We start from the raw sequence: 26663 nt of genomic DNA, 5'->3' as shown, positions 1-26663 counted from the left end.
AAAGAACCGGCCCGCGGGGGCCGGTTCTTTTGGGTCTGGCGAAGACTAGATCTTGTTGAACGCCAGGGCCAGCGCCGACTTCTTGTTGGCGGCCTGGTTCTTGTGGATGATGCCCTTCGAAGCGGCCTTGTCCAGCTTGCGGCTGGTCGAGACCAGCAGCTCGCCGGCCTTCTCCTTCTCGCCGGCCTCGACGGCCTCACGGAAGCCACGGACAGCCGTGCGAAGGGAGGACTTCGCCGACTGGTTGCGCAGACGGCGGCGCTCGTTGGTCTTGATGCGCTTCTGCTGCGACTTGATGTTGGCCACGCGTGAGTTCCTTTACGAATTCTTACCGGGGATGCTTCTGGGCGCCCGGATCACGGGCAGCAGTTATCCAGGCTATCAGTCCCGCCCGGCTCTCCCCAACTCGAACGCCTGGCCTGCAGAGACGCCGTTTCTGCGGCAGCATTACCGGCGTGAGCCCGCGATCTGTATCCACCGCCGCGTCCGAACGTCCGGCGATCTTCGGCGCCTACGCCAGCCGCGACGACGTGCCGAGCTACGCCGCGGCGTTCGACGAGATGTTCGACAAGCGCGGGCACGTCCGGACGCCCTACCGCGGCATCCACGCCGAGCTGACCCCGTCGAACACCGCCGAACTGGCCGCCCGCGCCGAGGCGCTGGGCCGGGCGTTCATCGACCAGGGCATCACCTTCTCACTGTCGGGCCAGGAGCGCCCCTTCCCGCTGGACCTGGTGCCCCGGGTGATCGCGGCCGGCGAGTGGTCGCGGCTGGAGAAGGGCATCGCCCAGCGGGTGAGAGCCCTGGAATGTTTCCTCGACGACATCTACGGCGAGCAGGAGATCCTGCGCGACGGCGTGCTGCCGCGCCGGCTGATCACCTCGTGCGAGCACTTCCACCGGGAGGCCGCCGGGATCAAACCCCCCAACGGGGTGCGGATCCACGTCGCCGGCATCGACCTGATCCGCGACGACCAGGGCGTCTTCCGGGTGCTGGAGGACAACCTGCGGTCCCCGTCGGGCGTCTCCTACGTCATGGAGAACCGCCGCGCTATGGCGCGGGTCTTCCCGAACCTGTTCGCCACCCACCGGGTCCGGGCGGTCGACGGCTACTCCGCGCACCTGCTGCGCGCGCTGCGCAACGCCGCGGCGACCAACGAGGCCGACCCGACCGTTGTTGTGCTGACCCCGGGCCCGTTCAACTCCGCCTACTTCGAGCACTCTCTGCTGGCCCGGCAGATGGGTGTCGAGCTGGTTGAGGGCCGCGACCTGTTCTGCCGAGACAACACCGTCTACATGCGTAGCACGGAGGGGGAGCGCCAGGTCGACGTCATCTACCGGCGCATAGACGACGTGTTCCTCGACCCGATGCACTTCCGCCCTGACTCGGTGCTCGGGGTGGCCGGTGTGCTCAACGCCGCCCGGGCCGGCAACGTGGTCATCTCCAGCGCCGTGGGCAACGGGGTGGGCGACGACAAGCTGGTCTACACCTACGTCCCGACGATCATCGACTACTACCTCGGTGAGAAACCGCTGCTCGCCAACGTCGACACCCTGCGCTGCTGGCTCGACGACGAGCGCGAAGAGGTGCTGGACCGGATCGGTGAGCTGGTCATCAAGCCGGTGGAGGGTTCCGGCGGCTACGGCATCGTGTTCGGCCATCAGGCCAGCGCCCGGGAGCGAAACGCCGTCGCCCGCAAGATCCGCGACGACCCGCGCGGCTGGATCGCCCAGCCGGTGGTGCAGCTGTCCACCGTGCCGACCCAGGTCGGCGACCACCTAGTGCCCCGCCACGTCGACCTGCGCCCGTTCGCGGTCAACGACGGCGACGGCGTGTGGGTGCTGCCCGGCGGGCTGACCCGGGTGGCGCTGACCGAGGGGTCGCTGGTGGTGAACTCCAGCCAGGGCGGCGGGTCCAAGGACACCTGGGTGCTGGCGCCGCGCACCTCGGCGGTGGACCGGGAGCTCGGGGCGGCCGAACTGGTGCGCTCACTGCCAGCGTCGAAGGCGAAAAAGGGCGGTTCGCGGGCCCCGGTGACCGCGCCCGCACCCGAGCGCGGCGGCGAGTCCGCGACCCCGGGCCAACAGCAACAGCAGCAGCAACAACAACAGGGGGTGATCGGCTGATGTTGGCCCGCAACGCAGAGGCTCTGTACTGGATCGGTCGCTACGTCGAGCGCGCAGACGATACCGCACGCATCCTCGACGTCACCGTGCACCAGCTGCTGGAGGACTCCAGCGTCGACGCCGACAGCACCTGCCGCCAGCTGCTGCAGGTACTCGGCATCGAGGCGCCGGAGGACGAACTGGACATGTGGTCGCTGACCAACCTGGTGGCGTTCAGCCGCGACCTGAAAAGCGGCTGCTCCATCGTCGACGCGATCTCCGCCGGCCGGGAGAACGCCCGCTCGTCGCGGGAGGTCACCTCCACCGAGATGTGGGAGTGCCTGAACACCACCTACAACGCCCTGGCCGAACGCGAGGACGCCGCCCGCCGACTCGGCCCGCACGAATTCCTGGCCTTCATCGAGAACCGGGCGGCGATGTTCGCCGGGCTGGCCGACTCCACCCTGGCCCGCGACGACGGCTACCGGTTCCTGGTGCTCGGCCGGGCCATCGAGCGGGTGGACATGACCGCCCGGCTGCTGTTCGCCCGGGCCGGTGACAGTGCGTCGTCGCCGGCGTGGGTGACGGTGCTGCGCTCGGCGGGGGCGCACGACGCGTTCCTGCGCACCTACCGAGGAGTGCTCGACGCCGGCCGGGTGGTGGAGTTCCTGCTGCTGGACCGGCTGTTCCCGCGGTCGGTGTTCTACTCGCTCAAGGTCGCCGAACACAGCGTCGACGCGCTGATGAACCGGCCGTCCAACCGGGTCGGCACCACCGCCGAGGCGCGGCGCCTGCTCGGCCGCGCGCGCAGCGAACTGGAGTTCCTGCGCGCCGGGGAACTCCTGGAGTCGTTCGAGGAACGCCTGGCCGGGCTGCAACAACTGTGCATCGACGTCGGCGAGGCGCTGGCCCTGCAGTACTTCCACTCCGCACCCTGGGTGGCCTGGACCGACACCGGTCGCGCAGGCGACCACGCGCTGGAATCGGCGGAACTCTGATGTGGCGGATGCGGGTGGTGCACTCCACCGGATACGCCTACAAGTCGCCGGTGCGGGCGTCGTTCAACGAGGCGCGGCTGACCCCGCGGTCGGATCTGCGGCAGAACGTCGTGCTCAACCGGGTGGAGACCACCCCGGCCACCCGGCTCTACCGCTACGTCGACTACTGGGGCACCGCCGTCACGGCCTTCGACCTGCACGCCCCGCACAGCGAACTTGAGGTCACCGGATCCTCGGTGGTGGAGACCGACGTCCCCGAACCGCCCGCCAAACGGCTCGACTGGGCGGCGCTGCGCACCGATGCGGTCGCCGACAAGTACGACGAGCTGTTCGGCCAGACCCGCTACGCCCCGGCCAGTCGGCGTGTATCCGCCGTCGGGAAAACCCTGGCGCGCCAATACGATCCGACCGAGGCCGTGATCGCCGCGGCGCAGTGGACGCGCTCGGAACTGGACTACGTTCCCGGCTCCACCGCCGTGCACTCCTCAGGCCTGGACGCACTCGCCGAGGGCAAGGGCGTCTGCCAGGACTATGCGCACCTGACGCTGATCCTGTTGCGCAGCATGGGCATCCCGGCCCGCTACGTATCCGGCTACCAGTACCCCAAGCGCAAGGCCGCGGTCGGGGAGACCGTCGAGGGTCAGAGCCACGCCTGGGTGCAGGCCTGGACCGGGTCGTGGTGGGACTACGACCCGACCAACGACTGCGCGATCAACGAGCAGTACATCACCGTCGGCACCGGGCGCGACTACGCCGACGTGACGCCGCTGAAGGGCATCTACTCCGGTGAGGGGTCCACCGACCTCGACGTGGTGGTGGAGATCACCCGGCTGGCCTGACACCCCATCCACCTGACGCCCCATCCAACCGGGCGTCGTCTGGCAGGCTGGAACCCGATGACTCCTGTTGTGGCCCGGCCTGCAGCTGCCGCTGATATCGCGGACCTATCGGCGGCGCTGGCGCGGGCATTCCGCGACGATCCGGTGATGTCCTGGATGGTGCCGGACCCGCGGCGACGCGAGGTGGCACTGCCGCGGTTGTACGCAGCCCTGACCCGGCACCACTATCTGCGCGGGGGCGGGGCCGAGGTCGCTACCGGCGGCGCCGGCCGAATCGGAGCCGCCGCATTGTGGGCGCCGCCGCAGCACTGGCAGAGCACTCCCCGGGAGTTTCTGGCGATGGCGCCCGCCATGCTGCGGGCGCTGGGCCGCGATGTGCTGCGGGGAAAGGCAGTCGACGACGCAATGCAGGCCCGACACCCGGCGGAACCGCACTGGTATCTGGGGATTATCGGCAGCGATCCCGATGTCCGTGGTGACGGCTACGGTGCCGCGCTGATGCGCTCCCGATTGTCCCGCTGCGACCGGGAATTCGCGCCGGCCTACCTGGAGTCGAGCAACGCCGACAACGTGCCCTACTATCAGCGATTCGGCTTCACGGTGACCGGCGAAATCGTCGTTCCGGACGGCCCCACCCTGTGGCAGATGTGGCGCAACCCCGGGTGAAAACCGCGACGGCGCACCGAGGTGCTCAGGACCAGGAGTAGCGCGTGCGCAGGTGCACGGCGACGGTCTCGAACGTCGCACGGTCCAGGATCGCGCCCTCGCGGCGGATGCCCTCCTCGGGGACGTCGAGCACCCGGTCCAGCCGCACCCAGCTGTCCCGGCCGTCGTCGTCCCAGGTTCCGCTGCCGATCCCGACCCAGTTCGGGTCCTCGGCGTGGTACGCCTGACTCGACAGCATCAGCCCCAGCAGCGTCTTGCGGTCGCGGCCCACCACCAGCACCGGCCGGTCCTTGCCGCGCGTCGGGTCGTCGGAGAAGACCACCCAGGTCCAGACGATCTCGCCGGGGTCGGCGCGCCCGTCCAGCGCCGGGGAGTAGCTGATGCGCCGCGCCCGGTGGGCGGTCGGCACACCGTCGCGGGTGACCGGGCGCCCGGCGGTCAGCGCGCGCTGCTGCAGCGCCGCCTCGCTGAGCACGTCGATGCCGATGGTCAGCGCCTGCACCAGGCTCTGCTGCACGGTGGTCTGGAAACCGCGTCGCAGGCCCTCGGGGTGCTGCAATCCCTTGACGAACCGGGGTGCCTCCTCGAACACCAGCCGCTCGGCGAATCGCTGCACCGTCTTCCACTGCGATGCCATATCGGCCAGCATAGGCCAGCGATTGTGTCGCGAGCACGGCCGCTGGATAGGCTGGCAGGGTCCGCCCCCTGCCACGCGCACCGCTCACCAGGAGATTCCCATCAGCAGTTTCGCCGACACAACGTTCACCGCGCCGGCGCAGATTCGGAACTTCTGCATCATCGCTCACATCGACCACGGCAAATCGACGCTGGCCGACCGGATGCTGCAGCTCACCGGCGTCGTCGACGACCGGTCGATGCGCGCGCAGTACCTGGACCGGATGGACATCGAGCGGGAACGCGGCATCACCATCAAGGCGCAGAACGTCCGGCTGCCGTGGACGGTCCGGGAAGGCGAAAACGCAGGCGAGGATTTCGTCCTGCACCTGATCGACACCCCCGGCCACGTCGACTTCACCTACGAGGTGTCCCGGGCGCTGGAGGCCTGCGAGGGCGCGGTGCTGCTGGTCGACGCTGCCCAGGGCATCGAGGCGCAGACCCTGGCGAATCTGTACCTGGCGCTGGACCGCGACCTGACCGTCATCCCGGTGCTCAACAAGATCGACCTGCCCGCCGCCGACCCGGACCGCTACGCCGCCGAACTCGCCCACATCATCGGCTGCGAGCCCACCGACGTGCTGCGGGTGTCCGGCAAGACCGGCGAGGGCGTGGCCGAGCTGCTCGACGAGGTGGTGCGCCAGGTGCCCGCCCCACGCGGTGACGCCGACGCGCCGGCCCGGGCGATGATCTTCGACTCGGTCTATGACATCTACCGCGGCGTGGTGACCTACGTCCGCGTCGTCGACGGCAAGATCACCCCCCGCGAGCGGATCGCGATGATGTCCACCGGCGCCACCCACGAGCTGCTCGAGGTCGGCATCGTCTCGCCCGAACCGAAGCCGTCCAAAGGCCTCGGCGTCGGGGAGGTCGGCTACCTGATCACCGGCGTGAAGGACGTGCGCCAGTCCAAGGTCGGTGACACCGTCACGACGGCGCGCCACGGCGCCACCGAGGCGCTCACCGGATACCGCGAACCCAGACCGATGGTGTATTCCGGGCTGTACCCCGTCGACGGGTCGGACTACCCGAACCTGCGCGACGCGCTGGACAAACTGCAGCTCAACGACGCCGCGCTGACCTACGAACCGGAAACCTCGGTGGCCCTGGGGTTCGGGTTCCGCTGCGGGTTCCTCGGCCTGCTGCACATGGAGATCACCCGCGAACGCCTGGAACGCGAATTCGACCTGGACCTGATCTCCACCTCGCCCAACGTCGTCTACCGCGTGGTCAAAGACGACAACACCGAACTCATCGTCACCAACCCGTCGGACTGGCCCGAGGGCAAGGTCCGCACCGTCTACGAACCCGTGGTGAAGACGACGATCATCGCGCCGAGCGAATTCATCGGCACCATCATGGAACTGTGCCAGTCCCGCCGCGGCGAACTCGGCGGCATGGACTACCTCTCGCCCGAACGCGTCGAACTGCGCTACACCATGCCGCTGGGCGAGATCATCTTCGACTTCTTCGACTCACTGAAGTCCCGTACCCGCGGCTACGCGTCGCTGGACTACGAGGAGGCCGGCGAGCAGGAGGCCGAGCTGGTCAAGGTCGACATCCTGCTCCAGGGCGAGGCCGTCGACGCGTTCTCCGCGATCGTGCACAAGGATTCGGCTTTCGCCTACGGCAACAAGATGACCACCAAGCTCAAGGAACTCATCCCGCGTCAGCAGTTCGAGGTTCCGGTGCAGGCCGCCATCGGATCGAAGATCATTGCCCGCGAGAACATCCGGGCCATCCGCAAGGATGTGCTCTCCAAGTGCTACGGCGGTGACATCACCCGCAAGCGCAAGCTGCTGGAGAAGCAGAAGGAGGGCAAGAAGCGGATGAAGACCATCGGCCGCGTCGAGGTCCCCCAGGAGGCGTTCGTTGCCGCGCTGTCCACGGATGCCCCCGCCGACAGCAAGACAGCCAAGAAATAACTCCTACGGCCACAACACGGTTCGGGCCCACCCCTGCCCGTCGCGGGTGTAGCTGAGCCGGCGGTGCCGACGGTCCGGTGCACCCTCCCAGAACTCGACCTGGTGCGGGCGCACCGCGTACGAAATCCATTCGGCGGGAACCGCATCAGGGTCCTCGCGCAGCCGCCGGTGGGCCTTGACCAGCTCGTGCTCGAGCTCGGCGGGGTCGGTCAGCGGCTGGCTTTGCCGGCGGGTCCAGGCCATCGCCCGCGAACCCGGCGGGCGGGCCAGGAAATCCTCGGCGCTCGCCCGCTCCCCATCGTCGACCACCTCGCCGACGACCCGGACCTGTCGGACCAGCGCGGGCCAGTAGAAGGTCAGCGTGGCGACCGGATGAGCGGCCAGTTCGCGGCCCTTCTGGCTGACCGAGCTGACCGCCAAATGCCAGCCCCGCTCGTCGACGGCCTTCAGGATCAGCACCCGGGCACGCGGGAAACCCTGTTCATCCACCGTGCACAGCGTCATGGCATGCGGTTCGGGGACACCGGCGGCCACCGCGGTCTGCAGCCAGTCGACGAACAGGGTCACCGGCTCCGCCGGCGCCTTGGCCTCGTCGAAGCCGGGGGCGTCACCGGTGAGCACCGGCAGCGATCGCAGGTAGCAGCGCCCGCCGTCGGCGATCGACCAGTGCGCGGCGCCGTTCTCCGTTGTCATCGGGCCACGTTAGCGCGGTCCGTGCCCAGACCTACGGGAAGTTATGATTGGCTAACAAATCCGGATGGCCACGACGGGAGCCTGATGACCATCGCACCTGAACTGTTGCGGCAGCCGCTGTCGGTGGCGCTGCGGGAGGGGTCGAAGGCTGAGCACGAGGACGCCGAGAACTCCGGTTTCGTCACCGAACTGCTCGACGGCCGGATCAACGAGACCGGCTACGCCGACTACCTGCGCCGGCTGCTCACGATCTACACGGCGCTGGAGGCCGCGGTCTTCGCCCACCGGCATGATCGGCTGGTCGCCGCGGTCTACGACCCGGCGCTGCAGCGCCGCGCGGCCCTGGAGTCCGACCTTGCGCACTGGGCCCCGGGACAGCCGCGCGACACCGACAGTCCGGCCGCGGCCGCCTACGCCGCCCGGCTGCGCGACGCCGACTGGGGCGGCGCGCTGCTGGCGCATCACTACACCCGCTACCTCGGGGACCTGTCCGGCGGGCGGATCATCGGCAAGAACCTCAACCGCACCTACCACCTGCACGGCGCGGGGCTGGCCTTCTACGACTTCCCGGCCATCGCAAAACCCAAGCTGTACAAGGACGCCTACCGGCACCGCCTCGACGCGCTGGAGCTGTCGGATGCCGACACCGCGCGGATCGTCGACGAGGTGAAGGTGGCGTTCGGCCTCAACCAGGCGATCTTCGCCGAACTGGGCGCCAACCTGGCGGCCTACGCGCGCTAGATATACATCGCCGGGTCGATGTAGCTGGTCGGGTCGACCAGCGGCTCGCGCTGCTTTTCCGTGCGCGGGCGCACCACCGCGGGAATGCCGGTGGCAATCGCCTCGGCCGGCACGTCGTGGGTGACCACGGCGTTGGCGCCGATGGCGCTGTCGTCGCCGATCATGATGGGCCCCAACACCTTTGCGCCGGCCCCCACGGTGACCCGGTCGCCGAGGGTGGGGTGACGCTTACCCTTCTGAAGGCTGCGCCCGCCCAGGGTGACACCGTGATAGAGCATCACGTCGTCACCGATCTCGGCGGTCTCGCCGATCACCACGCCCATGCCGTGGTCGATGAAGAACCGCCGGCCGATCGTCGCTCCCGGATGGATCTCGATACCGGTGGCGAACCGGGTGAACTGGGAGAGCAGCCGGGCCAGGCCCTGCAGGCCGGGCCGGGTCCAGAGTCGGTGCGCCAACCGGTAGGACCAGATGGCATGCAGCCCGGAATAGACCAGTGCGTTCTCCAGGTCGCCGCGGGCGGCCGGATCGTGGCCGCGTGCATTGCGCAGATCTTCGCGCAGCACCGACAGCAGGGCCATGTTTATCTACTCTCTGACGTGGTCGAACAGAACGGTCGAGATGTAGCGTTCGCCGAAGTCGGGGATGACGGCCACGATGAGCTTGCCGGCGTTCTCCGGCCGGCCCGCCAACTGCAGCGCGGCCCACACGTTGGCGCCGGCGGAGATGCCGCCCAGGATGCCCTCCCGGGTGCCCAGCTCCCGGGACACCCGGATCGCGTCGTCGGCGTCGACGTCGATGATCTCGTCGTACACCGACCGGTCGAGCGCCTCCGGGATGAAGTTCGCGCCCAGACCCTGGATCTTGTGCGGGCCGGGCTGCCCGCCGGTCAGGATCGGCGAATCCTTGGGCTCGACTCCGACCACCTGCACCTCGGGCTTGCGGGCCTTCAGATTGCGGCCGACGCCGGTGAGCGTGCCCCCGGTGCCGATGCCGGCGACGAAAATGTCGACCGCGCCGTCGGTGTCGTTCCAGATCTCCTCGCCGGTGGTCCGCTGGTGGATCTCCGGGTTGGCGGGGTTGGCGAACTGGTCGGCGGCCACCGCGTTGTCGGTCTCGGCGATGATCTCCCGGGCCTTGTTGACCGCGCCGGCCATCCCCTCGGAGCCCGGGGTCAGTACGATCTCGGCGCCGAACGCCCGCAGCATCGCCCGTCGTTCCAGGGACATGGTGTCCGGCATGGTCAGGATCACCCGGTAGCCGCGGGCGGCGCCGACCATGGCCAGCGCGATACCGGTGTTTCCGCTGGTCGCCTCCACGATGGTGCCGCCCGGACGCAGCGCGCCGACGCGTTCGGCGGCGTCGATGATGGACACTCCGATGCGGTCCTTGACGCTGTTGGCGGGGTTGTAGAACTCGAGTTTGACAACGACCTGGGCGCCGAGTTCCTCGGTGAGCCGGTTCAGCCGTACCAGGGGGGTGCGTCCGACCAACTCGGTGACGTTGTCGTAAATCTTGCTCATCAGCCCTTCATCCCTTCCGCGAGGCAATCCCTCTGACTACTGCACCACAGTCCCCGACGGCGGCCGCGGGGCGGGTGCCCCGCAGCCGCCGCCGAGTCAGCCGTCGGCCGCGATCCGCCGCACCGCGGCGATGAACACGTCGATCTCGTCGAAGGTGTTGTAGAAGGCGAACGACGGGCGCACCGTTGCCTCCAAACCGAGCCGGCGCAGAATCGGCTGGGCGCAGTGATGCCCGGCGCGCACCGCAATACCCTCGGCGTTCAGGGCCTTGCCGACCTCCAACGGCTCGTGGCCGGCCAGCACGAACGACAGCACGCTGGCCTTCTCGTCGGCGGTGCCGACCAGCCGTACCCCGGGGATGTCGGCCAGCAGCGGCGTGGCGTAGTCCAGCAGCGCATGCTCATAGGCGTTGATCCGCTCGATGCCGACCTTCTCCACATAGCGCAGCGCCTCGGCCAGCCCGACTGCGTCGGCGATGTTCCCGGTGCCTGCCTCGAACCGGCCCGGGGGCGGTGCGAACAGCGACCGCTCGAAGGTGACGTCGGTGATCATGTTCCCGCCGCCCTGCCACGGCGGGGTCTCGGCCAGCGCGTCCTCGGTGGCGTACAGCGCCCCGATGCCAGTGGGCCCGAAGATCTTGTGCCCGGAGAACACGAAGAAATCCGCGCCCAGCGATGCCACGTCGATCGGGATGTGCGGGATCGACTGTGCCCCGTCGATCAGCACCCGGGCGCCGTAGCGGTGGCCGAGCTCGACGATCTCGTGCACCGGGGTGACGGTGCCCAGGGCGTTCGACACGTGGGTGGCCGCCACCAGCTTCGTCCGCGGACCCAGCAGCCGCTCGAAATCCGCCAGCAGCAGGTTCCCCGCGTCGTCGACCGGGGCGACCTTGATCACCGCACCGGTCTGGCGGGCGACGAACTGCCACGGAACGATGTTCGCGTGGTGCTCCAGGTGGGTGAGGACGATCTCGTCACCGGGGCCGAGGTTCTTGCCGCCCCATGCGTAGGCGACCAGGTTGATCGCCTCGGTGGTGCCCCGGACGAACACGATGTCTTCGGCCCGCGGTGCGTTGATGAACCGGCGCACCGTCTCCCGGGCATCCTCGTACGCGTCGGTGGCCCGGGCGGCCAGCTCGTGCGCCGCCCGGTGGATGTTGGAGTTCTCGTGCGCGTAGAAGTGCGCCAGTCGGTCGATGACCGCCTGCGGCTTCTGGGTGGTCGCCGCATTGTCGAACCAGATCAGCGGCCGGCCGTTGACCGTCTCTCCCAGAATCGGGAAATCGGCCCGCAGCGCGTGCACATCGAAGACCTCGTGCGAATCCGGGACGTCGGGAGCCGGGGCCAGCACCCCCGGCCGGGCCGAGGGCCCGGACAGGAAGTAATAGTCGGCCTCGTTGCCCGAAGTCTGCGGCTGCGCCGGTGACCAGATCCCACTCGGCACGCTCGGTGCCGAGTCCGGCCACGCAGGCGCCGAGCCCCGCGGGGCGACCGGTGCGGTGGGCCGGGCCCCGGCCAGCACCCCGGGCACCGTCGGGACCAGGCCCGAGGGCACCGCGAAGGCCGTCAGGTCGGGCAGCAGCGGATCGGCCGGTGCGCTGCCCCGCGGTGCCACCGGAACCAGCTGCGGCGGCGTGTCCGGGCCGGGCCGTACACCCGACGAGTACATCTGACCGGCCAGCGCGGCGATCTCCTCGGCGGTCGGGACCCCGGCCGGCTCGTTACTTGTACTCATGGAACTTGTCCACCGAGACGCCGTCGAGCACGGCGAGCGAATCCTCGGTGAGCACCGCGAGCGAGTTGTACAGCGTTACCAGGTAGGAGGCGATCGCCGACCGGTTGATCCCGGTGAAGCGGACCGACAACCCCGGGGCTTGCTCGCCGACCAGGCCCGGCTGGAACAGCCCGACCACGCCCTGGCGCTCCTCGCCGGTACGGATCAGGATGAACTTGGTCTTGGAGTCCTGCACCGGCACCTTGTCGCTGGGGATGATCGGGATGCCGCGCCAGGTGATGAACTGCGCCCCGAACAGGTTGACCACGACCGGCGGCACACCGCGCCGGGTGGCCTCGCGGCCGAACGCGGCGACACCGAGCGGGTGGGTGAGGAAGAAGCCGGGCGTCTTCCACACCTTGGTCAGCAGCGAATCCAGGTCGTCGGGCGTCGGGACGCCGGTGCGCGGCTTGATGGTCTGCTCCGGGGTGACCTGCGCCAGCAGCCCGTACTCCGGGTTGTTGATCAGCTCGGACTCCTGGCGTTCCTTGATCGTCTCGATGGTCAGCCGCAGCTGTTGGGCGATCTGATCGTGCGGGCTGGAGTACAGGTCCGAGACTCGGGTGTGCACGTCCAGCAGGGTGGAGATGGCGCGCAGCGTGTACTCGCGCGGGCTGGTCTGGTAATCGACGAACGTCTGCGGCAGCGGCTCGGAGGTGCCCGCGCCCTCCTCGGTGTGGATGGCGACCCGCTCGGGGTTGACCACCCGGTTCACCCGGTAGATGCCGGCCTCGACGGGCACCCAGCTCAGCAGGTGCAGCAGCCACCGCGGAGTGATCGTGGACAGCTGGGGGACGGTCTTGGTGGCATTGGCAAGCTGCCGTGCGGCGAGGTCGCCGAGTGCCTGGGATTCGTTCTGGGCCGATGTCATCGACGTTCCTCTTTCCACGACGGGAGTGATCGAAATATGGACTGAAGCCACGTGTCATCGCCTGGCACGTGGCTTGCCGGGTCCATGATGCGCCCCGGTGTGCCCGGGTGCACGAATTGCGCGCAGGCTGAATTGAACCTGGCAACCGCCGGGGAGCAGGCCGGCTTTTTGACAGGTCGCCTTGCTTGGCGCAGCTGCCGACGGTGCCGTATGCTCGGGCCCATGTCTGACGCACCGCAGCGCATCGCCATGTCGCGATGCTTCGCCGTGCGTTGTTGTCGCTGTATCTGACGCCTCCGTCCTGCGTCGTGGATCCGCCCTGAATCCGGCGGTGTGATCCCGAGCGCGCCGCCTCAGTATGCGAAAGCCGACAACCAGCCATGACCTCCCTACCCATAGCCGCCGGGCGCCTGCTGCCCGCCGCGCGTCCCGTCGTCGTGCGTCGCCGGATCCAGCCGCGCCCGGCGATCGAACTGTCCCGGCTGACGCGCTATCACGGCGGCACCTACTCGCACACCGTCGACCGAATCGTGTTCACCGACGGTACATTCGCCCGCACCGACCTGATCCGGCTCAACCCCGGGGTGGAGGCCTACTCGCTGGACTTCACCGGCGTCGCGCCGCTGCGGCCGTCGCGCTACGACGTGGAGTCCTTTGCCGCCCTGCCGAATGCGCGGGCCCGCTCGTTCGAGGTGGAGATCGACTGGATCCTGCGGAACTCCTTCCCGACGTTGCGCGCCGCGGAACTGAGCCGACGACTGCGAGACGCCGGATACCCGCTGGGCGCCGGGCACATCGGCGAGCACGAGGCCATCGCCGCCACCCAGGCGGCGATCTGGCACTTCACCAACGGGCTGGCGCTGGACACCCGCCCGCGCAACCGGCCCGACCGCGTCGTGCACGACGAGCGCGGCGTGACCGTCGAATTCGCCGACGACATCGAACTCGACGGCTACACCGTGGACATCGCCGGATCCGGCCCGGTCACGGTGCGGCTGCACAAGTCGGTCGACGGACAGCGCTGGGACGAGGTCGCGGCCTCGGCGCTGACCGCCGGTTCCGGCGAGCACCACAAGCCACTGGGCGTTGGTGCAACGGTGTCGCACGGCCACGGGCATACCCGCCGCGGGCACCGGCACTATCGGTTGACCGTCGACGGGCCGGCCACCATCGGCGAGACGGCCTTCTCGCTGGCCGGCTGCGCGGTGTACCGCAACTCACCGCGCATCGTGCACGCCTACCGCTACCTGATCGAGGGTGCACGATGGGCCCGCGCCCACAGCGCCGCGCCCGCCGTCGGCGCGGCCGGGGTCCTCGTCACGCAGGACGATGCGGTGATCGGGCCGTTCCGACTGTGCGCCGGCTCGGCCGCCGCGCTGGCCGGCGACGGCGCGCAGGTGGTCGATGCCACCGGGACGGTGATCGACGGACCGCTGGAGCCCGGCGCCGCCTTCTACCTGAGTCTGGGGGCGCACGCCCGCGCGAGGAGGTCGGTGACGCTGACCATGAAGGTGCCCGGGCGCAGCGACGGGCACGGCGGGCGGGTGCTGACCGGCGTTGCGCGCGAAGAGAATTCGCAGCGGTTCACTCCGGTCGCGCTGGTGGTGCCCACCCAGTCGGTGGTCGAGTTCGACCTCGCCTGGTGAACACCCCGGCGTCAGACCGGGCCGTGTGCGGGCTGGAACATCCCGGCGGCGTCGGCGCTGCAGTTCTCCTCGGCGCGGATGACGTGCACGACGGCGTTGATCAGCGCCAGGTGGGTGAACGCCTGCGGGAAGTTGCCCAGGTGCCGGCCGGTGCGGGGCTCGATCTCCTCGGCGTACAGGTGCAGCGGGCTGGCGAAGCTCAGTAGCCGCTCGCACAGATGCCGCGCCCGGTGCAGTTCGCCGATCTCCACCAGCGCCGACACCAGCCAGAACGAGCAGATGGTGAAGGTGCCCTCCTCGCCGGACAGGCCGTCGTCGGTCTCGTCGGTGCGATAGCGCAGCACCAGGCCTTCCTCGGTCAGTTCGTCGGCGATGGCCAGCACGGTCGCCCGGATGCGCGGATCGTCGGGTGGCAGGAAGCGGGTCAGCACGGCCAGCAGCAGCGAGGCGTCCAGCGCGTCGTCGCCGTAGCGCTGGGTGAGCACCCCGCGGGAGTCCACCCCGTGCGTCAGGATGTCGTCCTTGATCTCCTCGGCGATGGCCGACCACTGCTGGGCGTAGCTCTTCTCGCCCTGGCGTCCGGCGAGTTTGGCGCCGCGGTCCAGCGCCACCCAGCACATGATCTTGCTGGAGGTGAAGTGCTGCGGCTCGCCGCGGACCTCCCAGATCCCGCGGTCGGGCTGGCGCCAGTGCTTCACGGCCTCCTCGACCTGTTCTTTGAGCACCGGCCACAGGTTGTCCGGGACCTGGTCGCGGGACTTGGTGTGCAGGTACACCGAATCGAGCATGGTGCCCCAGATGTCGTGCTGCACCTGGTCGAAGGCGCCGTTGCCGATGCGGACCGGACGTGCGTCGTCGTAGCCGGACAGGTGGTGCAGCTCAGATTCCGGCAGGCTGCGTTCGCCGCCGACGCCGTACATGACCTGCAGCGGGTGCCGCTCGCCGTTGTTGGCGCCGGACACGTCGGCCATGAACGCGAAGAAGTCGTCGGCCTCCCGGTCGAGCCCGAGGGTGTAGAGGCCCCACAGCGCGAAGGTCGAGTCCCGGACCCAGGCGTACCGGTAGTCCCAGTTCCGTTCGCCCTGCGGGGTTTCCGGTAGTGAGGTGGTGCTGGCGGCCAGCAGCGCGCCGGTCGGCGAATAGGTCAGGCCCTTCAGCGTCAGCGCACTGCGCTGCAGATAGGACCGCCACGGGTGATCCGGGAAATCCCCGATGTTGATCCATTGCCGCCAACACTCGCTGGTGGTCCACATCTTCTTGGCCGCCTCGTCGAAAGTGCGCGGTTGCGGGTGCTTGGACCAGCTCAGCGCGACGAACGCGGTCTCACCCTCGGACAGCCGGGTGCGGGCCCGGGCGGTGTTGCCCTCCAGCCCCAGGCGCAGGCTGGTGGTCAGCCGCAGCGCCGGATGGGCGTCGGCGTCGGTGACTGCGCGGGCGGTCGCCTCCCCGTAGGCCGGTCCGGAGTACTCCCAGGCCGCCCGGACCCGGTGGTAGTCGAACGCCGGCTGACAGGTCATGGTCAGCTCGACGGTGCCCGACACGCAGCGCACGGTGCGCAGCAGGATGTGCTCGGCGTCCCAGTCCATCGGGGTGCGCCGGTGGGTGCGGGACCGGGCCTCCAGGTCGTGCCAGGGCCCCATCACCAGCGCCTCACGCACGATCAGCCAGCCGGTGTGGGTCTGCCAGGTGGTCTCCAGGATCAGGCTGCCGGGCAGATAGCGCCGCGCCGAGGGCACCGACACCCCGTACGGCGCCAGCCGGAAGTGCCCGGCGCCGCGGTCCAGGATGGCGCCGAACACACTCGGCGAGTCCGGCCGCGGGATGCACAACCACTCCACCGCCCCCGCCGCCGACACCAGGCAGGTGTTCTCGCAATCCGAGAGGAACCCGTAGTCGGCGATCGGCGGGAACGCGTTGCGCAGCGGTGCCGGCGAGTTGTCATCGGAGGTCATGCTCACATGATCGGCCGTCGCGCGGGTGCCGTCTAGCGCTGAGACCGCCGGACCGTAGGCTGGAACCCGATGAACGCGATTTTGAGCTGGTGGGACGGGGTCGAGCTGTGGCTGACCGGCCTGCCTTTCATCCTGCAGGTGGTCATCGTGATGCCGGTGGCGCTGCTGCTCGCCTGGGGCCTGGCGGTCGCCGGGGACGCCGCGCTGGGCTACCTGCTGCGCGGCCTGCGGGTGGCGCGCCTGACCTACAAACGCCGGATGGACCACCGATGAGCGGGATGCCCCGGTCCCGGGTGACGCTGGCGCTGATGCTGCTGCTGGCGCTGGTCATCGTCGTGTGGCTGCTCAACCGGTAGCCCGGCGCCCGCTCGGCGCGCGCACGACGAGGGGTTCTGCTACTGTTCGGCCCATGAAATCGGCGGGACACGGGGCGGGGCAGTCGGCCCTGACCGTTGTGGACGGGTTCACCGTCGCCGATTCGTGTTGTTGTCGCTGAACCTGACCCGTGCACGGTCTGGGGGTGTCGGCGGAGCTGGATCCGCCGTGCTGTTGCGGCGTCACTCTTCCGTGCTCGCGGGATCCGCTTGTTCCCCGTTGAGTTCCCCGGAAGGCTGTCTTTCATGAACACATCCCGATCCCGATGGCGATGGCGCCCGGCGGTCGCGCTGACCGCGACGCTGGCGGTGCTGACCGGGTGCGGTGGCGGCGCCAGCGACGTTCCCGGCGACCGGTCCGGCAACGCGGCGACTACCTTGACGCTGGTCGCCTACGCCGTCCCCGAACCGGGGTGGAGCGTGATCATCCCGGCGTTCACGGCCACCCCGGACGGCGCGGATGTCGGCGTGACCACCTCCTACGGCGCATCCGGGGACCAGTCCCGCTCGGTCGTCGACGGCAAGAATGCCGACATCGTCAACTTCTCCGTCGAACCCGACATCACCCGGCTGGTGAAGGCCGGCAAGGTCGCCGCGGACTGGGACTCCGGGGTCACCCACGGCATCCCGTTCGGCTCGGTGGTCGCGCTGGTGGTCCGCCCCGGCAACCCGAAGAACATCCACTCCTGGGACGACCTGCTGGCGCCGGGTATCGAGGTGGTCACCCCCAGCCCGCTGAGCTCCGGTTCGGCCAAGTGGAACCTGCTGGCGCCGTATGCCGCCAAGAGCGCCGGGGGCGCGGACCCGGCGGCCGGACTGGCCTACATCAACGAGCTGGTCAACGGCCACGTCCGGACCCGCCCGGGCTCCGGCCGGGAGGCCACCGACGTGTTCCTGCGCGGCACCGGTGACGTGCTGATCAGCTACGAAAACGAGGCCATCAACACCAAGCGCCGGGGCGACGCCATCGACTACGTGGTGCCCGCCGACACGTTCAAGATCGACAACCCGGTCGCCGTGACCAGCAACAGCGCCCACCAGAAGCAGGCGGTGGCGCTGAACAACTTCCTCTACACGACGGCCGGTCAGCGGCTGTGGGCCCAGTCGGGCTTCCGCCCGGTCGACCCGGCGGTGGCCGCGGAGTTCGCCGACGACTTCCCGGCCCCGGCGAAACTGTGGACCATTGCGGACCTGGGCGGCTGGAAGGTCGTCGACTCGGCGCTGTTCGACAAGGAGAACGGCTCCATCACCGCGATCTACAAGAAGGCGACGGGATGACCATCACCGAGACCGACACCGCCCCGCCGCCCCCGGTGGCCGCCCGGGCGGTGCACCGAGGGGGACTGTCGCTGCGGGTCGGCGCGGCCACCCTGTGGCTGTCGGTGATCGTGCTGCTGCCGCTGGCGGCGATCCTGTGGCAGTCCGCCAAGGGCGGGTGGAGCGGCTTCTGGGCCGCGATCACCTCCAACGCCGCACTGGAGTCCTTCCGGGTCACGCTGACCATCTCGTTCGGCGTGGCGCTGGTCAACGCGGTGTTCGGCCTGCTGGTCGCCTGGGTGCTCACCCGCGACGACTTCCCCGGCAAGCGCATCGTCGACGCCGTCATCGACCTGCCGTTCGCCCTGCCCACCATCGTCGCGAGCCTGGTGATGCTGGCGCTGTACGGGCCGGGCAGCCCGGTCGGGCTGCACTGGCAGCACACCCGGTGGGGCATCGGGGTGGCACTGCTGTTCGTGACGCTGCCATTCGTCGTCCGCTCGGTGCAGCCAGTGCTCATCGAACTGGACACCGAGGTGGAACAGGCCGCGGCGTCCCTGGGCGCCAACGGCCGGATCATCTTCGTCAAGGTGATACTGCCCGCGCTGCTGCCGTCGCTGCTGTCCGGCGCCGGACTGGCGTTCTCCCGGGCCATCGGCGAATACGGCTCGGTGGTGCTCATCGGCGGTGCCATCCCGGGGGAGACCGAGGTGTCCTCGCAGTGGATTCGGACCCTGATCGAGAACGACGACCGGACCGGTGCCGCAGCGATCTCCATTGTGCTGCTGTCGCTCTCGTTCGCCGTCCTCTTCGTTCTGCGGCTGCTCGGCTCCCGCGCCGCGCGGCGTGAGGAGCTCAGCTCATGACCCTGTCGCCCGCCGTCCGGTACCTGCTGCGCTATACCGCACTGGCCTACATCGGTGTGCTGGTCGCGGTGCCGGTCGGGCTGATCCTGTATCGCACCTTTGAGCCCGGCCTGGGCCAGTTCTGGGACTGGATCACCACCCCGGCGGCCATCTCGGCGCTGCAGCTGACCCTGCTGGTGGTGGCCATCGTGGTGCCGCTGAACGTGGTGTTCGGGGTGCCCACCGCACTGGTGTTGGCGCGCAACAAGTTCCGCGGCAAAGGCGCACTGCAGGCCGTCATCGACCTGCCGTTCGCCGTGTCGCCGGTGGTCGTCGGCGTCGCCCTGATCCTGCTGTGGGGTTCCTCGGGGCTGCTGGGCTTCGTGGAGAACGACTTCGGCATCAAGATCATTTTCGGCCTGCCCGGCATCGTGCTGGCGTCGATCTTCGTGACCGTGCCGTTCGTGATCCGGGAGGTCGAACCGCTGCTGCACGAACTGGGCACCGACCAGGAGGAAGCCGCCTCCACCCTCGGCGCCACCTGGTGGCAGACCTTCTGGCGGATCACCCTCCCGTCGATCCGGTGGGGACTCACCTACGGCGTCGTGCTGACCATCGCCCGAACCCTCGGCGAGTTCGGTGCGGTGATCATGGTGTCGTCGAACCTGCCGGGACAGTCCCAGACGCTGACCCTGCTGGTCGCCGACCGCTACAACCGCGGCAACGAATACGGCGCGTACGCGCTGTCGACACTGCTGATGGCCACCGCCGTGCTGGTGCTCGTCGTGCAGATAATCCTCGACGCCCGCCGCAACAACGCCGCACAATAAACCTGGCCAAGGAGAACATTCATGTCCAAGCACAGCATGCCCGCCGATGGCGGCCCGGTGACCGACGCGGTGAACGCGATCACCGTCGCCGGCGCGAACAAGCACTACGGCGACTTCGCCGCCCTCGACAACGTCGACTTCGTGGTGCCGAAGGGCTCGCTGACCGCACTGCTGGGGCCCAGCGGCTCCGGCAAGTCGACGCTGCTGCGCGCCATCGCCGGCCTGGATCACCCGGATTCGGGAACCGTCACCATCAACGGCCGCGACGTCACCGGGGTGCCGCCGCAGAAGCGCGGTATCGGCTTCGTCTTCCAGCACTACGCCGCGTTCAAACACCTGACGGTGCGCGACAACGTGGCCTTCGGACCGAAAATCCGCAAACGCCCCAAGGCCGAGATCAACGAGAAGGTGGACAACCTGCTGGAGGTGGTGGGGCTGGCCGGTTTTCAGAACCGCTACCCGAGCCAGCTCTCCGGTGGTCAGCGCCAGCGCATGGCACTGGCCCGCGCGCTGGCCGTCGACCCCGAGGTGCTGCTGCTCGACGAACCGTTCGGCGCCCTGGACGCGAAGGTCCGCGACGATCTGCGGGTATGGTTGCGCCGCCTGCACGACGAGGTGCACGTCACCACGGTGCTGGTCACCCACGACCAGGCCGAGGCGCTCGACGTCGCCGACCGGATCGCCGTGCTGAACAAGGGCCGGGTCGAACAGGTCGGGTCGCCGACCGAGGTCTACGACTCGCCCGCCAACGCCTTCGTGATGGGGTTCCTGGGAACGGTCTCGTCGCTCAACGGTGTGTTGGTGCGCCCGCACGACATTCGCGTCGGACGCAACCCGGAGTTGGCGATCGCCGCCGGCGACGGCACCGCCGAGAGCGCCGGGGTGACCCGGGCTGTCGTCGACCGGGTGGTGTACCTGGGCTTCGAGGTGCGCGTCGAGTTGACCAGCGCGCTGACCGGTGCCCCGTTCCTCGCGCAGATCACCCGCGGTGACGCCGAGGCGCTGCGCATCGAGGCGGGGGAGACCGTCTACGTGCGCGCCACCCGGATCCCGCCGATCGCCGGTGAGGTTCAGGCGGCCAAGGTGCCCGAGACCGTCATCTCGTAGCGGTCCAGCACGGTCGCGGCCACCAGGTTGTGCGAGCCCAGCGGCTCGGTCATCGGAATCTGGTGGGCGCGAGCGTATTCGGCGACTCGGTCGGTGATCACACCGGGCGCCAGGAACCACGGGGCGATGACCAGCCGGGTCGCACCGGCGGCGCGCAGGCGCAGCGCGGCGTCGGCGAGGCTCGGGTGCGGTCGGGTGGCCAATCCGAGAGTGGCTCCGGCCCAATGGGTTCCGGCACCGAGTGTGGCGGCGACCCGGGCGGTGACGGCGTTGGCGGCCGGATCCGAGGAACCGACCGCCGCGACGATCACCCCGACGTCACCGTCGTGGCGGGACACGCCCGTTTCGGTGAGGCGCTGGCGGAACACGGCCAGCAGCGCCGGATCCGCACCCAGCACCGGGGCCTGGCGGACACCGGTGGCGCCGGACGCGGCGATCATCGCGGGAATGTCCACCCGGGCGTGGTAGGCGTCGGCGAGCAGCAGCGGGGTCACCACCGCGGGACCGTCGAGGCCGGACAGCACCTCGGCGAGGTTGGGTCCGTGCTTCTCGCAGAACGCGACCCGCACCGCCAGATCCGGGCGCAGCCGGCGGATCCGGCCGGCGACGGCGTGCGTCACCGTCGCGGCCCGCGGATCGGCGCTGCCGTGCGCGGTCAGGATGAGGGTGGGTATCACGAGACGTGCAGACCGCATTCGGTCTTGGTCTGGCCCGCCCACCGGCCGCTGCGCGGATCGGCGCCGGGCACCGGCTTGGCCGTGCAGGGGGCGCAGCCGATCGACGGATAGCCCTCGTCGACAAGGGTATTCACCAGAATGCCGTGCTCGTCGATGTAGTCCTGCATCTGTTCGTCCGACCACGCGGCCAGCGGGTTGATCTTGACCAGGCCGAAACCCTCGTCGAAGGAGATCAGCGGGGCGTTGGCCCGGGTCGGTGACTCGACCCGGCGGATCCCGGTGACCCACGCCGAATAGCCGCGCAGGAACCTGCTCAACGGTTCCACCTTGCGCATGCCGCAGCAGGCACCGGCGTCCCGGGCGAACAGGTCCTTGCCGTACCGCTCGTCCTGTTGCGCGACGGTCAGTTCCGGGGTGACGTTGAGGACGTGCACGTCGTACACGGTTTCCACCGCGTCGCGGGTGCCGATGGTCTCGGCGAAGTGATAGCCGGTGTCCAGGAACAGGATGTCGACGCCGGGGCGGACCTTGGCGGCCAGATCGACCAGCACCGCATCCTGCATATTGGAGGCCACCACGTAGCCGCTGCGGCCGCCCGCGCCGACGAACCCACCGAACGTCTCGTCGGTCCAGCGCAGCAGTTCCTCGGCGCTCGCGCCGTCGAGTTCGGCGGCTCCGCGCTCGGCGATCTCGCGCAGCTGGTCGGTGTCGGCGCTGTTGGTGTCAACGGTCATCTGGTCGTCATCCCTCGTGCGAATCGCAACCGGCGGTCAGCGCAGCAGCGCCTCGTCGGCCCGCACGGCCCACACGGCGAAACGCTCACCGGACTCGCGTTGTTCCACGTAGTTGCGGACCACCCGCTCGATGTAGTCGACGAGCTCGGTGGCCAGCACTTTGTGCTGACGCAGCTTGCGGCCGAAGCCGCTGTCCAGGCCGAGGCTGCCGCCCAGGTGCACCTGGAAGCCCTCCTCGGGCCCGTTGCCCTCGTCGACCATCTGGGCCTTGAAACCGATGTCGGACACCTGGATTCGGGCGCACGAGTTGGGGCAGCCGTTGAGCCCGACGGTGACCGGAACCTCCAGCGCGGCGTTCAGATCGGCCAGGCGTTCCTCCAGCTGCGGCACCAGATACTGGGCGCGGCCGCGGGTGTCGGCAAAGGACAGCTTGCAGTACTCGATTCCGGTGCAGGCCAGCAGGTTCTTGCGCCAATGTGAGGGTCGTGACTGCAAACCCAGCGCGTCCAGGCCCGCCTGCAGCGCATCGAGCTTGTCGTCGGCCACATCGAGGATGATCAGCTTCTGATACGCCGTCATCCGGGCGCGGTCCGAACCCGCCGCCTCCATCAGATCAGCCACCTGGGTGAGAATGGAACCCGAGACCCGGCCGGCGATTGCCGACAGCCCGACGGCGTTGAGGCCGTTCTTGGTCCGCTGCACCCCGACGTGGTCGATGGTGTGCGCGACGGGCTCGGGCGCCGGGCCGTCGATCAGCTTGCGGTGCAGGTACTCGGTCTCCAGGACCTCTCGGAACTTTTCCGGACCCCAGTCCTTCACCAGGAACTTCAGTCGCGCCTTGGAGCGCAGCCGGCGGTAGCCGTAGTCGCGGAAGATGCCGATCACACCGGCCCAGACGTCCGCCACCTCGTCCAGCGGAACCCATACGCCGAGGCGCTGGGCGAGCATCGGGTTTGTCGACAGGCCGCCGCCCACCCATAGGTCCAGACCCGGTCCGTGCTCGGGGTGGTTCACCCCGATGAACGACACGTCGTTGACCTCGTGCGCGACGTCCTGCAGGCCAGAGACCGCGGTCTTGAACTTTCGCGGCAGGTTGGAGAACTCCGGGCTGCCGATGTAACGCTCTTCGATCGCATGAAGCGCCGGGGTCGGGTCGAGCACCTCGGTCAGTGAGTCACCGGCCAATGGCGACCCGAGCATGCCGCGCGGGCAGTCGCCGCAGGCCTCCATGGTCTGCAGGCCGACCTCGTCCAGGCGCCGCCAGATCTCCGGAATGTCCTCGATCCGCAGCCAGTGGTACTGAAGGTTCTCGCGGTCGGTGATGTCGGCGCTGTCGCGAGCGAAGTCGATGGAGATCTGCCCGAGGGTGCGAATCGCCCGCGCCGACATCGCCTTGCCGTCGGTGCGCACCCGCATCATGAAGTACGGGGCCTCAAGCAGATCCATGTTGTCGTCGCCGGTGAAGGTGCCGTCGTAGCCCTCGGCGCGCTGGGTGTAGAGACCCATCCAGCGGAACCGGCCGCGCAGGTCGTCCATGCTGATCGAGTCGAACCCCTGCTTGGAGTATTCGTCGAGGATCCTGGCACGGACGTTGAGCGCGTCGTCCAGCTGTTTGAACTCCTCGTTGTGGTTCAGCGGGTCCCGGCTGCCCAGCGCCCACTGCCCCTCGTCGCGGGTTTTCGCGGCCCGGGCGGGACGCTCGGTCGTCTCGGTCATTCGGTGCTCCTCTGGATTTCAAGGAGCCGGCGTACGGAACTCGCTCACGACCGGTGGCTGACCCGGCGGGCGCGGATCCGGGTGCCAGCTGAATATGCGGGGGCGGGCAGGTCTTCCGAAATCAACGCAACATCAAGACTGACAGCGACAGTGCGGGGCTTGCTTGAGGTCGAAGTGCCGAGGCAGCGTCACCGACACGGAGGGCGTCTGGTGGGCTACGGCGGTCACCTGGCCATTCTGCCACGGGGGCCGCCGGTTCGCCCAATCGCGCCCACCCCGGAGACCGCATGAAGGGGGTGGGCGCGGACTGGAGGACAATTGCGCACCGTGACCGTGCCCGTGCTGCCGCCCGTCGCCGTGCGCGCCGACGGCCAGTTCGGCATCTACCTGCACGTGCCGTTCTGTGCCTCTCGCTGCGGATATTGCGATTTCAACACCTACACCCCGGCCGAGCTGGCCGGTGCCGCGGAAACCCCGGCGGGGTCGACGCCGGCGGGCTGGCTGGCGGGGCTGGGCAGGGAGCTGGAATTGGCAGCGAACCTGCTGGCAACGGCCCCGGGGGGCCCCCGGCGGGTGGACACCGTGTTCGTCGGCGGCGGTACCCCGTCGCTGCTGGGGGCCGACGGGCTGGCGGCCGCGCTGGATGCCGTGCGGGCCAACTTCACCCTTGCCGGCGACGCCGAGGTGACCACCGAGGCCAACCCCGAGTCCACCTCCCCGCAGTTCTTCGCCGGGATCCTCGACGCCGGCTACACCCGGGTGTCGCTGGGCATGCAGTCCAGTGCCCCCGGGGTGCTGGCGCTGCTGGACCGGGTGCACTCGGCCGGCCGGGCCCCCGAGGCCGCCCGGGAGGCCCGCCGCGCCGGGTTCGAGCACGTCAACCTGGACCTGATCTACGGCACGCCGGGGGAGACCGACGACGACCTGGCCCGCTCGGTCGATGCGGCCGTGGCCACCGGCGTCGACCACGTCTCGGCGTACGCGCTGGTGGTCGAGGACGGCACCGCCCTGGCCCGGCGGGTTCGCCGCGGCGAGATGCCCGCCGTCGACTCCGACGTGCTGGCCGCCCGCTACGAGCTGCTCGACGCGCGGTTGTCCGGCGCCGGCCTGCACTGGTACGAGGTGTCGAACTGGAGCCGCGACGGCGGTGCCTGCCGGCACAACCTGGGCTATTGGAACGGCGGTCAGTGGTGGGGCGCCGGACCCGGCGCGCACGGTCATCTCGGCGCGCTGCGCTGGTGGAACATCAAGCACCCCAACGCCTACGCCGAAGCACTGGACGGCGGTGCACTGCCGGTCGCCGGCTTCGAGGAACTCGGCGCGCAGGAGGCGCACGTCGAGGAGGTGCTGCTGCGGGTGCGGCTGCGCGACGGGCTGCCGGTGTCGCTGCTGGACGGCGCGGAACGCTCACGCGCCGAGACCGCGGTGGCCGACGGCCTGTTGACCCGTGCCGGGGACCGGTTGGTGCTCACCGACCGCGGCCGGCTGCTGGCCGACGGGGTGGTTCGCGACATTCTGGGCTGAGTGCCGGGCGCGGTCCCGCCCCGGCGGGGCCGGTCGGGCAGGATGTGACCCGATGAACAGCAGTGACGCATGGTCGGGCCCGCTGCGCCGCGCCGGCCTGGCGAGCTGGTCGGCGCTGGGCATCATCGCGCTGGCGGTGGTGGTGGCCCTCGGCCTGAGCGCGGTCAGCGGCATCCTGGTGCCGCTGGTGGTCGCGGTGCTGCTCGGCATCGTGCTGGAACCGCTGGCCGCGTTGCTGCGGCGGTTCCGCGTCCCGCCGACCCTGTCGGTGGTGCTGGCGCTGCTGGTGGCCGTCGTCGTCGGCGCCGTGACCGTCACCGTCGTCGTGCGCGGGTTCCTGGCCCAGTGGCCGGAAATCTATCGGCAGCTGATGGCCGGCTGGAGCTCGCTGCTGAACTGGGTGCGCAGCCTCGACTTGGAGGCCGACGTCCTCGACCGGGCCCGGGTGGCGCTGGAGGGCCACGCCGCCGGCCTGGCCGAGGGCGTGGTGGGCGCGGTGGCCAGCACGTTCTACGGCGCGCTGTCGCTGTTCATGGGCATCTTCTTCGCCCTGTTCTTCCTGTTCTTCACGCTGCGCGACGCGGACCGCTTCCCGGCCTGGCTGTCACGCACCGGCGGGTTCGATCCGGCCGAGGTCACCGAGGTGGTGGCGCTGTCACGGGAATCGGTGCGCGGCTATTTCCGGGGGACCGCGATTACCGCGGTGGTGACCGCCCCGATCTTCATGGTGCCGCTGGTGCTGCTGGGCATCCCGCTGGCGGTGCCGATCTTCATCTTGTACTTCTTCCTGTCCTTCATCCCGTTCCTGGGCGCCTGGATCACCGGGGCCTTTGCCGTGCTCATCGCGCTCGGCACCGGCGGGCCGAGCGCGGCGCTGATCATCGGGATCACCTTCATCATCTCCAACGGCACGATTCAGAGCGCGGTCAACTCCTGGGCGCTGGGCTCCTCACTGCGGCTGCATCCGGTGGCGGTACTGCTGGCGACCATGATCGGCGGCACCGTCGCCGGGCTGCTGGGCATGGTCATCGGCGCTCCGGTGCTGGCCGCCTGCGTCAAGTCGATCGCGGCGATCCGCGCGCTCCGGGCGCAGAACACCAGCTGAGCAGGGGTTTTGGGGGGGCGTTTTTGAACGCAACTACCTAGGGTAGCCTTCTCAAAGTTAGGATAGCCTCTATTCATGCTTTGGGAG

Annotated in this window: 25 protein-coding genes; 14 read left to right on the top strand and 11 right to left on the bottom strand. The window is 69.4% G+C overall.

The genetic code is table 11. The annotated features are described in order from the left end of the window. Positions 1-45: 45 nt before the first annotated feature. A complete protein-coding gene (gene rpsT / locus G6N16_RS16550) occupies positions 46-306 on the bottom strand; it encodes a 30S ribosomal protein S20 (protein ID WP_083028814.1) in 261 nt (86 codons plus the stop codon). 254 nt (positions 307-560) lie between these two features. Between rpsT and G6N16_RS16545 the strand changes: the two genes are divergently transcribed. From G6N16_RS16545 to G6N16_RS16530, 4 genes are read left to right on the top strand one after another with little or no spacing between them, the layout of a single operon-like run. Then, complete coding sequence (locus tag G6N16_RS16545; RefSeq protein WP_179961265.1) at positions 561-2126, top strand: circularly permuted type 2 ATP-grasp protein; 1566 nt, start codon at positions 561-563, stop codon at positions 2124-2126. Next, positions 2126-3103: an alpha-E domain-containing protein gene (locus tag G6N16_RS16540; protein WP_083028815.1), complete on the top strand. Its 978-nt coding sequence runs from the start codon at positions 2126-2128 to the stop codon at positions 3101-3103. The genes G6N16_RS16545 and G6N16_RS16540 overlap by 1 nt, the downstream gene beginning before the upstream one ends. Beyond that, complete coding sequence (locus G6N16_RS16535; protein ID WP_083028816.1) at positions 3103-3942, top strand: transglutaminase family protein; 840 nt, start codon at positions 3103-3105, stop codon at positions 3940-3942. Before G6N16_RS16540 ends, G6N16_RS16535 begins: the two co-directional genes overlap by 1 nt. Before the next feature lie 57 nt (positions 3943-3999). Then, complete coding sequence (locus G6N16_RS16530; RefSeq protein WP_083028817.1) at positions 4000-4608, top strand: GNAT family N-acetyltransferase; 609 nt, start codon at positions 4000-4002, stop codon at positions 4606-4608. 25 nt (positions 4609-4633) lie between these two features. Here the strand turns inward: G6N16_RS16530 and G6N16_RS16525 are convergent, their stop codons facing one another. Then, positions 4634-5245: a type II toxin-antitoxin system PemK/MazF family toxin gene (locus tag G6N16_RS16525; protein ID WP_110810679.1), complete on the bottom strand. Its 612-nt coding sequence runs from the start codon at positions 5243-5245 to the stop codon at positions 4634-4636. A 22-nt stretch (positions 5246-5267) separates the two neighbouring features. Between G6N16_RS16525 and lepA the strand changes: the two genes are divergently transcribed. Further along, the gene (gene lepA, locus G6N16_RS16520) at positions 5268-7208 is read left to right on the top strand and encodes a translation elongation factor 4 (protein WP_407663661.1); all 1941 of its coding nucleotides are present in this window, start codon (positions 5268-5270) and stop codon (positions 7206-7208) included. A gap of 3 nt (positions 7209-7211) precedes the next feature. On the opposite strand, the gene G6N16_RS16515 is transcribed toward lepA, so the two are convergent. Continuing rightward, the gene (locus G6N16_RS16515; protein ID WP_083028819.1) at positions 7212-7901 is read right to left on the bottom strand and encodes a pyridoxine/pyridoxamine 5'-phosphate oxidase; all 690 of its coding nucleotides are present in this window, start codon (positions 7899-7901) and stop codon (positions 7212-7214) included. Between the two features lie 84 nt (positions 7902-7985). Here G6N16_RS16515 and G6N16_RS16510 point away from each other — a divergent pair, with 84 nt between their 5' ends. Further along, positions 7986-8642 (top strand): biliverdin-producing heme oxygenase, encoded by a 657-nt coding sequence (locus tag G6N16_RS16510; RefSeq protein ID WP_083028820.1) that lies wholly within the window; start codon positions 7986-7988, stop codon positions 8640-8642. Here the strand turns inward: G6N16_RS16510 and epsC are convergent. The 4 genes from epsC to G6N16_RS16490 all read right to left on the bottom strand — a co-directional run bounded on the left by epsC (position 8639) and on the right by G6N16_RS16490 (position 12809). Next, positions 8639-9223 (bottom strand): serine O-acetyltransferase EpsC, encoded by a 585-nt coding sequence (gene epsC, locus G6N16_RS16505; protein WP_083028821.1) that lies wholly within the window; start codon positions 9221-9223, stop codon positions 8639-8641. The two genes, G6N16_RS16510 and epsC, sit on opposite strands and share 4 nt — an antisense overlap. A 6-nt stretch (positions 9224-9229) precedes the next feature. Continuing rightward, the gene (gene cysK, locus G6N16_RS16500; protein ID WP_083028822.1) at positions 9230-10165 is read right to left on the bottom strand and encodes a cysteine synthase A; all 936 of its coding nucleotides are present in this window, start codon (positions 10163-10165) and stop codon (positions 9230-9232) included. A gap of 96 nt (positions 10166-10261) precedes the next feature. Next, the gene (locus G6N16_RS16495; protein ID WP_083028823.1) at positions 10262-11899 is read right to left on the bottom strand and encodes a family 2A encapsulin nanocompartment cargo protein cysteine desulfurase; all 1638 of its coding nucleotides are present in this window, start codon (positions 11897-11899) and stop codon (positions 10262-10264) included. Beyond that, positions 11886-12809, bottom strand: a complete 924-nt coding sequence (locus G6N16_RS16490) for a family 2A encapsulin nanocompartment shell protein (protein ID WP_083028824.1) — start codon at positions 12807-12809, stop codon at positions 11886-11888. Before G6N16_RS16490 ends, G6N16_RS16495 begins: the two co-directional genes overlap by 14 nt. A gap of 380 nt (positions 12810-13189) precedes the next feature. Between G6N16_RS16490 and G6N16_RS16485 the strand changes: the two genes are divergently transcribed. Continuing rightward, positions 13190-14455: a thioester domain-containing protein gene (locus G6N16_RS16485; RefSeq protein ID WP_083028825.1), complete on the top strand. Its 1266-nt coding sequence runs from the start codon at positions 13190-13192 to the stop codon at positions 14453-14455. 11 nt (positions 14456-14466) lie between these two features. On the opposite strand, the gene G6N16_RS16480 is transcribed toward G6N16_RS16485, so the two are convergent. Further along, positions 14467-16407, bottom strand: a complete 1941-nt coding sequence (locus G6N16_RS16480; RefSeq protein WP_083028826.1) for a glycoside hydrolase family 15 protein — start codon at positions 16405-16407, stop codon at positions 14467-14469. 69 nt (positions 16408-16476) lie between these two features. Here G6N16_RS16480 and G6N16_RS16475 point away from each other — a divergent pair, with 69 nt between their 5' ends. The 5 genes from G6N16_RS16475 (at position 16477) to G6N16_RS16455 (ending at position 20820) form a co-directional block, all read left to right on the top strand. Further along, positions 16477-16680: a hypothetical protein gene (locus G6N16_RS16475; RefSeq protein ID WP_083028827.1), complete on the top strand. Its 204-nt coding sequence runs from the start codon at positions 16477-16479 to the stop codon at positions 16678-16680. A 347-nt stretch (positions 16681-17027) separates the two neighbouring features. Then, positions 17028-18059, top strand: a complete 1032-nt coding sequence (locus G6N16_RS16470; RefSeq protein ID WP_083028828.1) for a sulfate ABC transporter substrate-binding protein — start codon at positions 17028-17030, stop codon at positions 18057-18059. Beyond that, the gene (gene cysT, locus G6N16_RS16465) at positions 18056-18904 is read left to right on the top strand and encodes a sulfate ABC transporter permease subunit CysT (RefSeq protein WP_083028829.1); all 849 of its coding nucleotides are present in this window, start codon (positions 18056-18058) and stop codon (positions 18902-18904) included. Before G6N16_RS16470 ends, cysT begins: the two co-directional genes overlap by 4 nt. Beyond that, entirely contained in the window at positions 18901-19713 is an 813-nt protein-coding gene (cysW, locus tag G6N16_RS16460) for a sulfate ABC transporter permease subunit CysW (protein ID WP_083028830.1), read from the top strand. Before cysT ends, cysW begins: the two co-directional genes overlap by 4 nt. 21 nt (positions 19714-19734) lie before the next feature. After that, complete coding sequence (locus G6N16_RS16455) at positions 19735-20820, top strand: sulfate/molybdate ABC transporter ATP-binding protein (RefSeq protein ID WP_234805682.1); 1086 nt, start codon at positions 19735-19737, stop codon at positions 20818-20820. Here G6N16_RS16455 and G6N16_RS16450 read toward each other — a convergent pair. From G6N16_RS16450 to G6N16_RS16440, 3 genes are read right to left on the bottom strand one after another with little or no spacing between them, the layout of a single operon-like run. Continuing rightward, a complete protein-coding gene (locus G6N16_RS16450; RefSeq protein WP_083028831.1) occupies positions 20784-21515 on the bottom strand; it encodes a sirohydrochlorin chelatase in 732 nt (243 codons plus the stop codon). The two genes, G6N16_RS16455 and G6N16_RS16450, sit on opposite strands and share 37 nt — an antisense overlap. Further along, entirely contained in the window at positions 21494-22231 is a 738-nt protein-coding gene (locus tag G6N16_RS16445) for a phosphoadenylyl-sulfate reductase (RefSeq protein ID WP_083028832.1), read from the bottom strand. The genes G6N16_RS16450 and G6N16_RS16445 overlap by 22 nt, the downstream gene beginning before the upstream one ends. Positions 22232-22267: 36 nt before the next feature. Next, positions 22268-23947: a nitrite/sulfite reductase gene (locus G6N16_RS16440; protein ID WP_083028833.1), complete on the bottom strand. Its 1680-nt coding sequence runs from the start codon at positions 23945-23947 to the stop codon at positions 22268-22270. A gap of 318 nt (positions 23948-24265) precedes the next feature. On the opposite strand from G6N16_RS16440, the gene hemW reads away from it, so the two are divergent. Together hemW and G6N16_RS16430 are read left to right on the top strand one after the other, a co-directional pair. After that, positions 24266-25471 (top strand): radical SAM family heme chaperone HemW, encoded by a 1206-nt coding sequence (gene hemW / locus G6N16_RS16435; RefSeq protein WP_083028834.1) that lies wholly within the window; start codon positions 24266-24268, stop codon positions 25469-25471. A 52-nt stretch (positions 25472-25523) separates the two neighbouring features. Further along, positions 25524-26576: an AI-2E family transporter gene (locus G6N16_RS16430; protein WP_083028835.1), complete on the top strand. Its 1053-nt coding sequence runs from the start codon at positions 25524-25526 to the stop codon at positions 26574-26576. The last annotated feature ends 87 nt before the right edge of the window (positions 26577-26663 follow it).

Source organism: Mycolicibacterium insubricum (assembly GCF_010731615.1).
Taxonomy (GTDB): Bacteria; Actinomycetota; Actinomycetes; order Mycobacteriales; family Mycobacteriaceae; genus Mycobacterium; species Mycobacterium insubricum.
Note: the sequence above shows the minus strand (reverse complement) of the source record. Positions and strands in the feature narration are given on the sequence as shown.